Here is a 16,166-nt window from a genome sequence, read left to right as displayed (position 1 = left end):
CTGTAGTATTACCCGCTTTATCTGATGCTGTAGCACTTAGGCTTTCGCCATTTAGATAAGCCTTATCTAAGGTAATTGAATATTTACCTGTAGCATCAGCTGTAGCTGTACCAACTACAGTTCCTGTAGCATTCTTAACTGTTACAACAGCATTCGCTTCAGTTATACCTGTAACCACTTTACCTGTTGTGTCGATAGTTATAGTCAGACTTGAAGGTGCAGTGGTGTCGGGTGCAACTATTGTTTTTGGTACTGTAGCATTACCCGCTTTATCTGATGCTGTTGCACTTAAGCTTTCTCCATTCAAGTAAGCTTTATCTAGGATAATCGAGTATTTACCTGTGGCATCAGCTGTAGCTGTACCGACTACGGTTCCCGCCGTATTTTTTATTGTTACTGCTGCATTAGCTTCAGTTACACCTGTAACCGCTTTACCCGCAGAATCAATAATCGCTGTTAAACCTATTGGCGCAGTTTTATCGTCAGCCAAAATTGTTTGAATCGTTGATTTATTACCAGCTAAATCTTCAGCAGAAATAGTAAGCTTTTCACCATTTAAATAAGCTTTATCTAGTATGACTGTATATTTTCCATCACTATCAGACTTTGAAGTTCCAATAATTTTTCCAGATGAATCTTTGACGGTGACAGTTGAATTAGCCTCTGTCAAACCTGTAATAGTTTTACCGTTAGAAGAAATAGCATGTGTTAAAGTAGGAGCTGTAATATCAGAAGCGATAAGTTCTTGTTTAACAGTACTATTACCAGCAGTATCTTGAGCAGAAACTTTTAGTATTTCACCATTAATATAGGCTTTATCCAAATTAATTAAATATGTCCCATCTGCTCCGGCTTTGGCAGAACCGATTACTTTTCCAGCCGAATTTTCAACTATAACAGTTGCTCCAGCTTCTGTTAAACCACTTACCGTTTTACCATCTTTAGACAATATTTTAGTTAAACTTGCTGGAGGAGTTTGATCAGAAGGTGCTGAACCATCACTACCACCACTACCTGATGCTGCTACCGCAATACCACCAAGTGCGATCGCAGCACCACCCCATAACATTGCTTGTGAATCCAATAAACTCTTTTCTTTTAAAACTTCTTCTTTTTCAACTTCCTCATCAGCTTCAGAATTATTTTCTACTTGCTGACTAGAAACTTGCTCCACTGGTTGAGTATTAGGAGTAACGCTATAGGACTCAGCTTGAATTATCTCACCACTTTTAAGAGTGATTTCAAAACCATTTCCCGTATCTCTTACACTTTTAATATTGCTTGCATCTAACGTAAATTTTTGACCATTTTTAATAAAAGTAAGTATGTTTTGCATTTTTGTAAATAATCCAAAAAAAATAAACAAAAATCTACCACAAAAACATAAGAATAATTACACAATAATTAAAAATTAATTATTCTACTAACTAGTTCACACTTTTATTATAAATTTTATCTAAAAAAATCTTCAAGACTATAAGTCTAGAGGCCATTTTAAGGTTTCAACTACTTTACTTGTTCAACATTTTTAGGATGTGTCGCATAGACATCAAATTGCTTGTATAAGGCTCATATTTACCAATAAATTCATCCAGAGTTTTATTAAAAAAAAACATCTAAATTTTTAATTTAACTTTAAATATCTTCTATAAAAAAAACCCATACCTTGGGGAAGTTATGGGCTATAAACTGATAACTATTTCTAATATTTTCAAAAAAACCTAATGCCATTCAATATATTTTAACTTATTTTCAAAATCAAGAAATATTTTCACTTAAAATATCCAAACACTATTTCCCTCTCAATATAAAATTTCTAAAAACCAATTTTATTCTTAATTATTATAGCAATGGCTATTCACCTAAATTTATTAAAAAAATGCTCTTATCCACTTTAAGTTTTCTAAACTCTATTTAAAATCATGTATAGACAGCTTACATCAAAGAACAGAAGATACTATCTACACAACCTATTTGTACTTGTCTCAATTACTGATCCTCAATCAGATATATGCTTAGAGTCAATTATATTTCTTAGTTATCTTCCATAAAAATAATAATGCCTGTATTTGTCTTGAATTTGCATAGATATTATCTACATGGTCTATTAACCAAGGAGTGACCATGAAGAAATACTTTCCTGAGCTTGATACAGTTTCCGATCTTCTTGCATCAATTCCTCATCCACAAATCCAGTCCATTGCACATGCTATTCGTATCTGCAATGACCAAGATACGCATGTTCTCACTAAACTACATGCTGTAGTTGGAGTTATGATCTAAGTACATGGAGATGAAAATGAAAGCTTTGAAAGAGTGGCTCAAACAGCAACGCGAATTCAATGATCTAACTCAACAGCAATTAGCTCATAGGCTGGGCAAACCTTTGCAATACATTGAAGATGTGGAACATGGTGATTATCGCTTGGAGGTCATTGAATTTATTTATTATTGCCAAGCCTTGAATATTGACCCTCATCAGGGTATTCGCTTAATTGATCTTGATCCTCAAGAGCAAAACAAGTAAATCTCTTCTTAATAGTTATTATGATCCATATCAATTTTTTGATGCTGGAATCGCTTGCCTAATCTGCTCTAACCCCTCCTCTGGGGTAATTCCAAGTATACGGCAATACCAAACATACTCGACAACATCTAACCGACGCTCGCCTTGTTCAACCTTTTGAATGTACGAGTGTGGTTTACCCATGCGTTCAGCTACTGCTCGCATAGTGAGGTGTTGTTCTTCCCGCATTTGCTTCAACCACTTAGTTAAAGCCTGCATTTCTGGGGTATTGATACTTGCTGTCATGTACCTATTATCGATACAATATATTTTGTACCCAATATAGATACATGTAATATGTAACTATTCCTGAAATCAGAACTAAGTCTTCACTTTCTAACGAGAAAATATAAGGTGCATAAAGATGGGGTTTTCAAATTTACTTAGCTCTGCACTGACTGCAGTAGCTACATTCTCTGGTAATCCAGATGTTCAACAAGTTGCTAATTCTGCTAATGAATTGGTAGTTTCTTATCAAGCTCAACAACAACAGGAAATGGCTCAACGAATCATAAGTTCGCCTGACGGCATTATCCCTGTAACTGAAAAAGGTAAAACTATCTGGCGAGCTTTGAAATACAACGCTGACGGAGAAATTACTGGCTTTGCTGACTTTAATACTAAGGAAGAATATTTAGTGTTGAAGCAGCAGGAACTTCGCGCTCAACAAGCATTGGAACAGCAAAGGAAAGCTGAACAAGCGACCCAACGTCAGTCTACGACTCAAACCAAACGTGCAGGTGATGTCTCAATTGCTGATCTTGATGCATATGGACAAATGCTTGGCACCATGCAACAGGCTTCTATGGGTGCTTTGAGAAACTGCTCTCAATATGTTGAAAGCTCGCCCCCTTGGAATGCTTGCGTACAACGTGAGGTACAAAAGGTTGAACAGCGCAGATAACTAAACCCATTATCAATTTATCAGTCCCGATGATCTTTACAGGTCATCGGGATTTTTTATTTCTAAGGAATTTCAACATGCAACAACGCGTATTCGATAAGGTTAATCAAACCCTCATCAAAACTTTTATTTGCAATAAGCTTTCTGAACGCTCTAAAGGCCAATTACATTACCAACTTTGGCAAGACAATGATGATTTATCTCTTGGTATTGCTTTGAGCCACAATGAATCATCTGGTGGATTTAGCTCTGAACTCATCAAGGTGGATGACATCCTCAAAACGATCAAAGAATTATTGCACTCAGGGAAGCCATTCCATGCAACTGCCTTGAAAGGCTTATTCATTGGAAAATCAGTCAATAACTATAGTTTCTTGGGTGCAGTTTTAGTTGATCAACAGGTCATTCGCTTACATCCCCAAACAGCCCGTTTACTGGAAGTGATAGAGGAATATGAACTATGGCCTCTTCGCCTTGAAGAAATGATAGGTAAAACTGATATTCAAGAGAATATAGTGACTAAGATTCCTGCCAAACGTGGTCCAAAACCTAAGAATCAATCTATCGAATCCGAAGCTGAGGAACAAGCAGATGATGAAATGCATTAAGACCAAAGATGATTTATCACATCTACACAATGAAGCGATTAAGGAAAGTATTTCCAATCACATCCTGACTTTAGAGCAACAGTATGATGAGCCTTATCAAGCCACCCTACATGGGTGGTTTATTATTTGTGAAGATGAATCTGATTTATCTGAACCGCTTGCCAATCTGACCTTTAGTCTGAGCAATAAGCTTCACTTAGGTGAAGTGGAATATGTCGAAAAGAAAGAGAACTGGTATGAGGTTTATGTATTGCTCAATGATAATGAAGGCATATTAATCTATGTTCCGAATGACATATTCAACAATCATTCCTTGACAGCGATCTAAAGCTATTTAAGGCACACCCCCCTACAAAACCTTTTACTAATTTTTATCTAAGGCTATTTTATGACAAGGCATATCTTATTCGCTTTGGGACAAGTCGTGGCTACTAAAAATGCAGTAGAGTTCATGACTCAAAAATGCATTACTCCTTTCGATTTACTTCATCGACATCAACATGGCGACTGGGGTAATTTAAATGAACCTGACCGTGAAGCAAATGAACAGGCTTTGATTGAGGATTTCCGGATTCTCTCAAGCTACGATTTTGGTAATGAAAAAGTGTGGATGATTACCGAAGCTGATCGATCTATCACCACAATTTTACTCCCCATGGATTATTGACCTGACAAAAAACCGTAAATAGACCGTATAGCAAAATAAGCTATACGGTATCTTTTTTCTTTTTGAACACACTCAACAGATGATAGCTTTTTTTGATTTACCGCTCCTCTCTCTACTAGTCAGTAGGCCTAAATTGATTAAAAAAAGAGCATTCAAGAAAAAATGAAATTTTTTTTCACCCCAGAAATTATCACAAAATCGTTCAAAAAACACACTATTTTTAGAGCTTAGATTTATCCGATTATTTTAGTGATTTTCCCGTTTTGTCCTGAATATCCTTTCCGAATCACCCACTCCTCATTTCGGCAAGGACTTATAGGGAGAAAACAATTTTCACCATTTGGTATAAAATAAATATCTATTATATTACAATAACTTATATAATTTAAAAATCTACCACCAGCGCAACCCAATGGCACACACTAATCGATCAAAATATACACAACCCCACCTTTGAAATATATAATTTAGCCGAATTTCCCCCTATTGCAACCAAATAAATCTTCTCCTAAGATGCCTCCACGTTGAGTTTAAGACTACTATTTAACCACTGTATTTATGGAGATTTATCATGGACCAATCAGATCTTTGCACATTAGGTCACGTTACGAATTTTTTTAGTTTTGATAAACAAATTGGTGTAGCCCATTATCGTGATCCAGCCCTAACAATTCCCGTAAATTCGAGCGAATATTCAATCGCAACGTATTACGGAGATTTCCACGGACGCTCTAAGAGTGAAATTAACAAAATTAGTCCAGACTTTTTGGAACAAGCTTCAAAAAAAGAACTCTGTGTTTATAAATTCGATGAAATGATGAAGGGCTTGGCTAGACTTAATCAAACTGATTCATGTATGTATATTCCACCTATTTTGGACCCTAAAAACCGAATCTTAAAAAATTGCCCAATCCTACTTACTAAGGAAAATATCGAAAAAGGAGACACTGATTTTTTCTACCATGTATATACAGCAAAAGCAGCGATTATCGTCTCATCACTCAAAAAACGAGAAAATTTAGATAATGCATTTATCGGTATATATTCCATTGAATCCAAGGATACAATTAAAGGTCTTGTGATAATCCGCCTTCTTGATTTGGAGCACTATAATGGTAACTCTAAGCAGATATTAAATACTGCTAAGATGCTTCCCCTAAAGTACTTTCCAGAATTCAATCCAGAATCAGCGAGTTGGCCTAATTATTTACTCTGAATTATTACCCTAGGTAGTCTTGAGCAAATAGTAAAAGACAAAACTCTTTAGAATTAAACTACTAACAAAAGTTCAGTACAGACAAACTTTTGAGCTAATTGATAAACATCATCACGATGATCTCTCCAGCGATAACATCGCTACGCTAAATATTTTTGGGACCCCGTCCGGAAGGGAAACCAAGACATTGACCGTAATCTAATCCAATTACAGTCAGATATTTTTTTTATAGAAGAAACACTCGTAACTATTCCCCTTCAAATTTATGACCTTTATTACGGGTCAGGGATTCTTACGCCTTTTAAAGCTATAAGGAGTCAGATATGTCAAATAATTCCCCGATGGACATCCCAAAATTACGATGCCCTAAAGACAAACGTGAAGTTGAAATGACTGATCCAACAGTCAATCTTTTAAAGCATGTTGTCACACGCTCTGGTAAACGACGCTTCCTCATTCGTTATGTTTATCAAGGCAAAAAACGTGCCTATGCCATTGGTGACCACACCACTATGACAATCAAAGAGGCTCAAATCATGGCAATGGAGGCTAAGAGTCTACTGGCTAAGGGAATTGACCCTCAAGATGCTTATAAGGTTGAACCGCCCATTCCCACATTTGAAGCATTTTCTCGTGGTCCTTATCTCAGTGATAGTAAAGGCCGAAAACGTTCTTATCCCGATGAGAAAGCTCGTCTTGAGCAGCATCTCATTCCTGAATTAGGGAAGTATCAATTATCTCAAATCACAACAGGGATGCTGATAGAGGTACTCAATAAGGTAAAGGCAAAAGGTCTTGCCAATGCTTCAGTCAATCGTATGAGAGCACTATTGTCCTCTCTGTTTCAAATGGCAATCGATCATGAGCATATTGATACGAACCCTGTCAGTAGAGTGAAAAAGCTTAAGGAGAATAATCAAATTGAGCGCTACTTGTCAGAACAGGAACTACCTCGATTACTCAATGTCCTGAATGCCCCGCACTCCTATGGCATCGATAATTTGACTATTGTTGCTTTGGTGAAATTTCTGCTCATCACAGGTGTCCGTAAGCGTGAGGCAATGGATGTTAAATGGACGGATATTAATCTGGATACAGGTGTATGGCTGCTTACCCATAATAAATCGGGTAAAGCTCGTCACATTAATTTGAATCACGAAGCCCTAAATATTATCAAGGCTATGCCTCAATGTAGCGAATATGTATTTGCTAATCCTAAGACGCTCTTGCCATTCAACGACATGCGTAAAACTTTCGACAAAATTATGGATAGCGCCAATATTTCCAATATTCGAATTCATGATTTACGTCATAACTTTGCAAGTGCAGCAGTCAACAGTGGTCAGAGTCTTTTTATCGTCCAACATTTATTAGGACACGCATCCCCCCAAACAACTCAACGTTATGCACATCTGCAATCTAGCACCCTAAAACAGGCATCCGAACAAGTCGCCTCAGTCATTCTGCAAGCCAAAGTTGCTTAGTTAAACCACTTTTACCGCAATTTAAATTTTGAATGGATATGCCCTCACAGGCATATCCAGAGGACTTTTTTATGTCAATTTTACCTAAATCACAAGAAATTGTTCTAACCGAAAAGCAACGTATCTCCGATAGCCTAGAGTCTCTATCACATGGTCATTCACTCATCCAAGGCGGAACTGGAATGGGTAAGAGTACCTTTGTGATGAAATATCTTGCTCAAAACCATCAAATCATCATGTTATGTCCTCTTGTCGCACAAGTAGAACAGCTACAGCAAATTTATGGGGATGATAATGCTTATGTATTTATTCATGGCAATCAAGCTATTTCAAAGAATGACATCCCTGCCATTATCAGAAAACATTTGGTAATGACCTACGATCAATTTGCTAAATTCGAGCCCCACCTTTCATCTAAAGCAATCATTGTTGTGGATGAGGTACAAAAACTCTATTCCGTAGGAACGTATCGTGAAAAGCCAATACAGTACATTTTAGAGGTGGTGAAAAACCAAAAGTTTGATCGAATTGTATTTTTGACAGCAACCTTAACCAGTCATCTTTTCGAGAAACTGAATATTCAAATCAGCCAGTACTACAAGTTTACTCAAACTGCTCAGCAACGGCGCTCAATTAGTATTGTTAATCCTACTATATTTAATTCTCGTTACTGGGTATACGATGTACTCATGCGTTTGAAGAAACTTCGAAAAGGACAGTGTAAAAAAGTGATTGTCATTCGTGTGAATGATATCGAGATCGCCAAACAGGTGAAGGAAATCTATAAGAAAGAAGGATTCAACATCCAATTGATTAATAGTAAGGAAATGTCTAATCCTGACTGTCAGGAATTATTAAGTCTTGAGCGTATCAATACTGAATATGATGCTGTGATTTGTACATCTATTTTAGATGAGGCCATTAACCTCAAAAATAGTGATGAGGAGATTGATAGTATCCATATCGTGGGTAGTAGTACGCACCCAGAAGAAATTGTTCAATTTATAGGGCGATTACGTGTAGCTAATCCACCTGTTTTTATTCATCTACCAACACCAATCAATAACACTAAAATTAATTTCTTTAAACAGCATACAAAATATGTTGCTCAGAATAATAAAACCTACCATGAAGTTAGTCTTTTTTTAAATGAGATCAGAATTTTCTTGAATGCTGAACGATTTACAGGTTTTGAGGATATTGTTTCAACCAAGATTGATAAAACCAAAATCATGAATGGGTTAACGAACGGACTGATCGGCTGTAAAGGCTTCTGGTCCGATAACAAAACGATCGGTCTCAATATTGCAAGTCTTGTGGCTCGATTCTATCGCTTGGATACTCAGCAGTGCTATAGCAATATCAACTATCTGAAACAACGCTTATTACAATTTTTACCTGATGCAAATGTCACTGTAATCAACAATAACAACCCACTCCCTCAAGAAATTGAGGATGCTTTTAATGAAAGTGAAAAATCATTGGAAGAACAGCGTAAAGATGCTGTTATAAAAGTACGTCGCTCACTCTTGCTTACATTACATAAGGTTAAGACTTTCAATGAATTCAAGAAAAAGATTGATCATCTCCCGATCCATGAGAGCCCTGAATTTGAGGATGATGAAAACCCTATCCGTATGGAAATCTATGAAGAAGCTATGCAGCTTTCAGAACGACTAGATAATCTCAAGGATGTATGCCAGTCAATTAAACATGATCATACAGATAAAATCATCAAGCTCAGCCATGAATATCAAAGCAACCCTATTGTTATTAGTGTGATGCAAAAGTTACGTACAGCCTATCAACATAAGGAGTTTAAAGAGCAAATACACAGTTATGATGAGGTTACACAGCTCATGAATAAGGGGCTACAAAAAGTTGCGGATAAAAAATCCATTATGGAGTCACTGAAACGTTACCCTGATAAATATGTTGAGGTGACAGCAGATAACACTCTACAATTCAAGGCTGGTAAATCTATTCTTTTTTTACAGAAATACTGCTTTATTCATGTGTTTAACGTTAAGAAACCCTATCAGTTGAAGAAAGTACAATTCAAAGGCTTAACCGCCTTCGGATATGGATTTAATGAGTTCTCAGTAAGAACCAAGAAAACCATGCTCTTAAATGAAAAACGATATAACGCTCGTACAGGACAATTAGTTGAGGAGTAATTATCTCAGTCTAATTTTTACAAAACTAAAATGGCACATCAAGTGCCATTTTTCTCATCCCTATTTCAACTAAATAACTTAATATAAATTAATAGGATATTTAGTCTAAAAACTTAGAATATAGCATTGAAAGAAGATAATGGAACTGATAAAAAGGGATTTTACAGTGGGGTACATCTATGGAAATTACAGCCGATAAAAAGTCAGTTTTCGAATTAAAGGATTTCTACTTTTCGGTACCTAATTATCAACGTGAATATGTATGGAAAGCAGATGATCAGGTTGAGCAATTTCTTGTAGATGTTGATAATGAATATGAAGAAGATAGTAAAGAACAGCAAAGCTATTTCATAGGTTCTATAATTATCGTAAAAAATGATGAGGGTAAATATGAGGTTATCGATGGGCAACAACGCCTTACTACAATCATGCTCACCCTGTGTGCCATGCGAGATCTACTAGAAAATCAAGAGTTGGATAGAATACCGAAGAGATACCTTGAAACAATACAAAAATTACTATGTGATTTTAATACTAAAACTGATCAAGAAGAGATTAGATTAGAACTTCAATATGATGAAAGCAAAGGCTTCCTATCACATTTAATTCTTCAAACAGAATATGATGGTGACAAAACTGCTTCTATTCAAAAGATGCTCGAAGCTTATAAGACTATAAAGGCTCATCTTAATAAGTATCTAGAAAAGGGCTGTGATGTACTCGTTTCTTATATTCGATATTTTATCAATCATATTGATCTTGTCATTATTGAATCTGAAAATATTGGTAGTGCATTAAAAATCTTTGAAACGATCAATCAACGTGGTGTTGGCCTCAATGCTATGGATCTAGTAAAGAACCTATTATTTAGCAAAGCAAATCAGAAAGACTTTGAGAAAATTAAAGATACGTGGAAAAAAATCACTGCATTACTGCAAAGTTGTGGTGAAGATGAGAACCCTTTACGATTCTTACGTTATTTCATGATGGCTCGTTATCATGATGGTATCCTCAGAGAAGATGATATTTACAAATGGATTATCTCACCATCAGGAAAGAAAACTCTCAACTATGAATCAAATCCTTTAGATTTAGTAATAGAAATCCAATTCATTGCTCAACGTTACGCTTACTTAGTCAATGCAACAAAAAGTATCAATCCTAACCAAGCAGATAAAAGTAACTTTCCGAATGTAACTAATATTGGCTTCATCAATAAATATAAAGCTAGACAGCATTTAGTACTCCTATTAGCGTTAGAAAAGAAAACGCAAGATAAAGAGTTAAATTACTTAGCAAAACAGCTCGAAAGCTTCTATTTTTTTAGCAATACACTTGGCATACAATCTAAAAATAATGAAAGATTATTCGCTATGTGGGCAAGAGAGTTTAGAGGTAAAGTTACTGAAGCAGAAATTACCAAAACTGTTGCTGTAACCATTCTTCCTTATATCAAAGAAAAATATGATGAATTTAAGCATGTTTTCTTGAATATTAGACATGGATCATATAACCCTCAATATAGACAACGTTTTATTCTCGGCAGCTTAGAAAATCAGGCACGTATCGAATCTGGATTAACACCGTTATCACACAAGCAAGTGCAGGCATATGAAATAGAGCATATCCTTCCTCAAACACCTAAAGATGGAATCCTTACTCCAGAGTTTGTAGACAAAGCAAGCTATCACAATTCAGTGTATAAATTAGGCAATGTTACTTTATTAGAAAGTGTAATTAATCAAGCCGTAAATAGAATGAATGATCTGAATGGCGTGTGGTTTGCAAGTAAATGTGATGAATACATTAAATCAGATGTATTAACAACAAATCTAATAAATGATGATTACACTATTGGGAAAAACACTGCCATTAATCGCTTTAAAGAAGCTTCTGCATATTCATTTAAGTTTTGGGATAGCTTGGCAGTATCAAAACGACAGGAAATTCTTTTAGATTTAGCCTTAAATGTTTGGAAAATTTGCGGACAACGAATTGATTCATAGCACTATATAATTTAAAAAAGCGAGTCGTTACAGTGCGCTGATTACTGTAACGGCTACAACTAAAATTATAACGTAGTATTAAATTTTAGAGGGAAAATTACATGCAATATGATACAGAAAGATATAAAAAAATTTATGAAGCAATGTCTCCCGAGGAGATTGCAGAAGTAAATCGGAAAAATGATGAAGAGCATAGAAAGCAAGCTGAAGCCTTTCAGGCTGGATATAAAATAGGAATATGTTACCTATGCAATAAGCCATTCCAAACTATTAGCAAAAATACACCGTGTCTGCATTGGTTATTACGTCAATGCAAGTTTAAGAAAAAAGACTTTCCTAAACTCTACCAAAAATATGGTTATGGAAATATTGCCGCATTTATTCGATGGTGTGCAAACCAAGAAAGAATGCTATCGAACATTAATGATTTGGAAGAAGAAAAATCAGATAAAAAAATTCTATCCTATACAGTGAAATGGAAAAATATTGAATGGACATTCGACTGTTCTCCAAATGACTTTGAGGGGCATAAAGGAACATCAATTGACTACCCGCACTACCACTTTCAAATGAGAATCGATGGGCAGCAGTTTATTAACTTCAACGAATTTCATTTACCATTCCATGAATATGATTTATTCATATTAAAAACAAGTAAGGAACAAGGTGGCTGGTTTAAACACAATTTCGGAGCTATCGGTTCAGGTATGCAAGAAGCTCTTGATGTTGATTTAAATGATATACTTGAGCATACAACTATCTCAGAAAATCAAGACGAAGCTACATACCACTTCTCAACACTCATTGATGCTAGCAATAATCCTATCTCTGGCGAAGAGATATATGAAATACAGAAAGAAGCAGAACGAACTGGAAAATCTTTTGCTTATGTAGCTCAACATAGGCTAAAAGAACGTGCAAATGTTCAAACGATTATTAGCCCAGCAGACTCAATACCTGACATCGCATCTAGAACGGAACACAATCGAAGATAGAATCCTCTAAATACCGTTAATTAAAGTATTTAACGATAAAAAACCTTATCTGACTAGGAAAGCTCAATTCATGGGCTTAACAGTCTTCGGATATGGGTTTTACAACGTCTCAGTGAGGGAAAAGAAGTTCATTATCTTAAATGCACGGATAGGGCTAGAAGAAAGGTCGCTTGACGACTAATAGCCTAGCTTTTTTAAATGGATGGATGGCACGTAATGTGCCATTTTTATTCAAACAATAATACCATCTTGTAGAGTTTTACTCAGCCAATATGTAAGAGCGAACTTTTCTCTTATAAACTTTATTATTATGCATAAATTTAGGCAAAATCTCGTCAAACATATCGATCATACAACCAACATTACTATTACTTTCTAAATGAAGGAGTATTTTTCTTTGCAGTTCAATCATGTTTTTATCATATTTATCTCGAATCTCTTTTAGTTTTTCATCATCATTTAGTTCATATAAAACCAAAGCCTTACTAGATATTTTATAATTATTCTCATTAATTTTTTTAGTTCTAGTAGCTATCTCATCATATATTTCATGAACCAGCAAACTGCGTTTTTTGTTTCTTAATGTTCCAGATATACTAGTAATAACTTCAATGTCATCATTGATAGCAATTAAAAGACTTTTTGCTTCTTCAGCAATCACTGTTTTATTATGTTGGTCTTTCCAATCATTAAATACTAGAAATACAGCAAACCCCGCAAATGCCGTAGCGCAGCAACTCAGTAAAGCTATATATAGTGCAGCATATTCTTTGAACTCGTTAAGATCATTTGTGAACGGTGCATAAAAACTTCTTGAACTACTTTCCCCTGTTCCTGTCCAGAACCAATTAAAAATAGCCGTACTAAAAAGAATAATCCCTATAAATGCTAAAAAACCTAAACATGCAATTTTCTTACTTTTCATTATTTCTTCTCGAAACTAATGTAAATATGATAATTCAAATCATCATTAATAAAAATTGAAATATTAAAAGTCATTCTATAACAATTAGCTTCAGCAGATTCCTCACTTTTTCATTTGTATTCTCTGATCAAAGAGACTCATCTATCGACCTCTCAGAGAGCAGAGAATACAAATGCGGAAAATATTTTCCGCATTGAAAATATGAGAATTCCTTTGAAAATTATGGAAAAATAGCAAGAGTTAGGGGGAGAAATTGATATAAAAGAAAAAAAATCCCGACACTCCTCCTCTATTATTCATCGCATTATCTACTAGAACATGCTTACAGTCACAAATGATCAGAAGATTACGGTCGTATCCACTGTTCAATGATTTAACATGGTCATTTACGGTCTATCAAAATCTCTTATCTTTCTACGGTCTATTCTTACGGTCGGTAGCAATTGTACGGTCCATCAACGGTTTTGTACCAAATTTTCCAGAATGGAGGTCTTATATATCTTAGGCTTACAAAAATGAATATTTTCCTATGAGTCTATCATTTTTTGCCATCCTCTTATTTTTCAATAACTTATGAAAAAATAAGTCTGGTCTCATTGATTTCATTCAATAATTTACAATTCTATGCTCGCATAATATTGGATTTATTCAATAAAAATAATGACTTACTCTTACTTGTAATCAGTAGGTCCACAGTTCGAATCCGTGTGCCGGCACCATCATTAAACCTCATGAATATTTGATTTATGGGTTTTTTGTTGTCTGTAGATTTTACAATCTACCTTGTGACTCTATTGTCTTAGGTGGCAAAGAAATTCGTTAATAAGAAATGAAAAAAGCCCAACATCCTGTTGGGCTTTTTTCGTATTTCGTTACTAGGTACACTTCCTGTAATACCTCACGTCCTGATGCTTAAACTTATTATTGTTGTTTTACGTTTCGGAACTTCCTGTTCCTGATGAGTTCATCATAGGCAATTTATCACGTCATAAAAAGGGGTCAATTTCCCGAATATATGTACGAAAAAGCGTACATGGTTCTTTTAAATTTAAAACTTGATTTACTATCATTGAAATAAAAATATGAATTTATAAACAAATTCTGTTCGTCAATTAAATAAGAAAACGATATAATGAGTTTATTACTTTATTTCTAGAATAAATTTAAAAACAACAATGAACGAGATGTTTACTTTTCCATCAAATCTTTTTCAACCTTTAGTGACCATACTTACATGCCTTATTTTCATTGTAAGTAAAATGCCTCAGCTAAAATTTAGAAAAACCATATTATTTTTCGCCATTGTCAGCTTTACTTTAATCTGTACTTTGGCAATATTTGGCTTTTTTAATTAAGCCTTATTTCTTGCTCTTCTCTATCATTTTTTCAAAGTGTTTAAGGTTGGGGTTCAGTGTATCCCATGCATAGGCTTGGCTCACAAACACCTCTGCTCTAGGTTGATAAAGACTCGGGTCATCAAGCGTACCTGCACGTATTGAAATCATTTCAGGCGCAATTTCAGGTAAGCCAAAAAGCTGAGAACCACACGTCGGGCAAAACGCTCGTTTAATAGGTCGGCCAGAAGATCCCAAAGTCTCAAAATATTTAAGCTCACCACTTACTTTCAATTCAGACTGGTGAAAAAAAGCGATTGGTGCATATGCTGAACCTGTGGCCTTTTGGCAATCCCGACAGTGGCAATTAAAGCTATAACGTGGCTCTGCTTCACTTTGGTAGCTCACAGCTCCACATAAACACGATCCTTGATATTTGGCTGACATAGCTCATCCTATTTTTTTATTGCTGTGATTTGAATATAACGTACATATCCATTTTGGTAGAGTTGTTGGCATAACTTTGCAGTCATTTGAATTTTAAAATTTGCCAATCCTCGGCTTTGCTTTTGTCCTTGTTGATTTTGAATATATTGCGAAAAACCGAGTAATACTTGCTGAGATAAATCTTCAATTTGAATATCGACAAAACCTTGTTGTTCCAAGGTAGCTCTGAGCATTTTTTCATTTGGCACACTATCCCAAGCGACATTTGCTGCTTTGAGTAAATAACGATGCTTTTGTTCTTGTAAAATGGTCATGTTTTGACATGAATCGGCACGCATTAGGTAGTGAAAACCTAATCGTCCTTTTGAATTTAAAACTGGAGTGATGGAATCTAGAAATGAATTTAAATGACTGTGATAAGCCGCATCAATACACATCACCACATCGAAGTATTGTTTAAATTCAAATTGTTTTAAATTTAAAAATGAACCACAGAGAATCTGGCTTATTTCGGGAATAAGCTTTTGAATTTTATGAACACATTGGGTTTGCAATTCAACTGCACTGAGGCTTTTAGGCTGATAATGCTGTAACCAGTGCAACAAACTTGCACCCTGTCCGCAGCCTAAATCTAAGAGATGATCTTTTGAATTTAAATTGATAGCTTGTGCCAAATGGTCAGCCAATTGGCGACAAGCTTCACGGTAGTTTTGGGTATTTTTCCAAAAACCCAAATTTGTCCAAGCAAGCTCTTGATCATCCCCTAAGCTTGATGCATCAATTGCATATTTATGAGGGATGAATCGAGAGAGAACTGCTCGAACTTTTGTTTTCACA

The 16,166-nt window shown here is 35.4% G+C and carries 16 protein-coding genes; 11 read left to right on the top strand and 5 right to left on the bottom strand.

Annotated features, from left to right (window positions below; all coding sequences use genetic code 11):
* Positions 1-1,336: Ig-like domain-containing protein (locus J655_RS11825; protein ID WP_032052407.1), on the bottom strand; the 1,336-nt coding region annotated here is incomplete at its 3' end.
* A gap of 788 nt (positions 1,337-2,124) precedes the next feature.
* Here J655_RS11825 and J655_RS25305 point away from each other — a divergent pair.
* Together J655_RS25305 and J655_RS11820 are read left to right on the top strand one after the other, a co-directional pair.
* Positions 2,125-2,283, top strand: coding sequence for a hypothetical protein (locus tag J655_RS25305; protein WP_005134555.1), 159 nt, complete (start codon positions 2,125-2,127; stop codon positions 2,281-2,283).
* Positions 2,284-2,299: 16 nt separating this feature from the next.
* Entirely contained in the window at positions 2,300-2,527 is a 228-nt protein-coding gene (locus tag J655_RS11820; RefSeq protein WP_017402813.1) for a helix-turn-helix transcriptional regulator, read from the top strand.
* A 30-nt stretch (positions 2,528-2,557) separates the two neighbouring features.
* On the opposite strand, the gene J655_RS11815 is transcribed toward J655_RS11820, so the two are convergent.
* Positions 2,558-2,812 carry a helix-turn-helix domain-containing protein gene (locus J655_RS11815; protein WP_032052406.1) on the bottom strand — a complete coding sequence of 85 codons (255 nt, stop codon included), beginning with the start codon at positions 2,810-2,812 and terminating at the stop codon, positions 2,558-2,560.
* Between the two features lie 118 nt (positions 2,813-2,930).
* Here J655_RS11815 and J655_RS11810 point away from each other — a divergent pair, with 118 nt between their 5' ends.
* The 9 genes from J655_RS11810 to J655_RS11770 all read left to right on the top strand — a co-directional run bounded on the left by J655_RS11810 (position 2,931) and on the right by J655_RS11770 (position 12,623).
* On the top strand, positions 2,931-3,470 hold the full coding sequence (locus J655_RS11810; RefSeq protein WP_032052405.1) for a hypothetical protein: 540 nt from the start codon (positions 2,931-2,933) through the stop codon (positions 3,468-3,470).
* A 77-nt stretch (positions 3,471-3,547) separates the two neighbouring features.
* Positions 3,548-4,078, top strand: coding sequence for a hypothetical protein (locus J655_RS11805; protein WP_032052404.1), 531 nt, complete (start codon positions 3,548-3,550; stop codon positions 4,076-4,078).
* Positions 4,065-4,406, top strand: a complete 342-nt coding sequence (locus J655_RS11800) for a hypothetical protein (RefSeq protein WP_032052403.1) — start codon at positions 4,065-4,067, stop codon at positions 4,404-4,406. Before J655_RS11805 ends, J655_RS11800 begins: the two co-directional genes overlap by 14 nt.
* A 60-nt stretch (positions 4,407-4,466) precedes the next feature.
* Positions 4,467-4,745 (top strand): hypothetical protein, encoded by a 279-nt coding sequence (locus J655_RS11795; RefSeq protein ID WP_032052402.1) that lies wholly within the window; start codon positions 4,467-4,469, stop codon positions 4,743-4,745.
* 571 nt (positions 4,746-5,316) lie between these two features.
* Positions 5,317-5,961 carry a hypothetical protein gene (locus J655_RS11790; protein WP_032052401.1) on the top strand — a complete coding sequence of 215 codons (645 nt, stop codon included), beginning with the start codon at positions 5,317-5,319 and terminating at the stop codon, positions 5,959-5,961.
* 323 nt (positions 5,962-6,284) lie between these two features.
* Positions 6,285-7,445, top strand: a complete 1,161-nt coding sequence (locus J655_RS11785) for a site-specific integrase (protein ID WP_032052400.1) — start codon at positions 6,285-6,287, stop codon at positions 7,443-7,445.
* 71 nt (positions 7,446-7,516) lie between these two features.
* The gene (locus tag J655_RS11780) at positions 7,517-9,622 is read left to right on the top strand and encodes a DEAD/DEAH box helicase (protein WP_032052399.1); all 2,106 of its coding nucleotides are present in this window, start codon (positions 7,517-7,519) and stop codon (positions 9,620-9,622) included.
* A 179-nt stretch (positions 9,623-9,801) separates the two neighbouring features.
* Positions 9,802-11,628 (top strand): DUF262 domain-containing protein, encoded by a 1,827-nt coding sequence (locus J655_RS11775; protein ID WP_032052398.1) that lies wholly within the window; start codon positions 9,802-9,804, stop codon positions 11,626-11,628.
* Between the two features lie 101 nt (positions 11,629-11,729).
* Entirely contained in the window at positions 11,730-12,623 is an 894-nt protein-coding gene (locus J655_RS11770) for a hypothetical protein (RefSeq protein WP_032052397.1), read from the top strand.
* A gap of 259 nt (positions 12,624-12,882) precedes the next feature.
* Here the strand turns inward: J655_RS11770 and J655_RS11765 are convergent, their stop codons facing one another.
* The 3 genes from J655_RS11765 to J655_RS11755 form a co-directional block, all read right to left on the bottom strand.
* The gene (locus J655_RS11765) at positions 12,883-13,548 is read right to left on the bottom strand and encodes a hypothetical protein (protein ID WP_032052396.1); all 666 of its coding nucleotides are present in this window, start codon (positions 13,546-13,548) and stop codon (positions 12,883-12,885) included.
* Positions 13,549-14,906: 1,358 nt separating this feature from the next.
* Positions 14,907-15,329 carry a GFA family protein gene (locus tag J655_RS11760; protein WP_002117390.1) on the bottom strand — a complete coding sequence of 141 codons (423 nt, stop codon included), beginning with the start codon at positions 15,327-15,329 and terminating at the stop codon, positions 14,907-14,909.
* 8 nt (positions 15,330-15,337) lie between these two features.
* A complete protein-coding gene (locus tag J655_RS11755) occupies positions 15,338-16,165 on the bottom strand; it encodes an SAM-dependent methyltransferase (protein ID WP_032006627.1) in 828 nt (275 codons plus the stop codon).
* Between the last annotated feature and the right edge of the window lies 1 nt (position 16,166).

This window comes from Acinetobacter sp. 1294243 (genome assembly GCF_000588015.1).
GTDB lineage: Bacteria > Pseudomonadota > Gammaproteobacteria > Pseudomonadales > Moraxellaceae > Acinetobacter > Acinetobacter pittii.
This window is presented reverse-complemented; position numbering and strand designations above follow the sequence as displayed.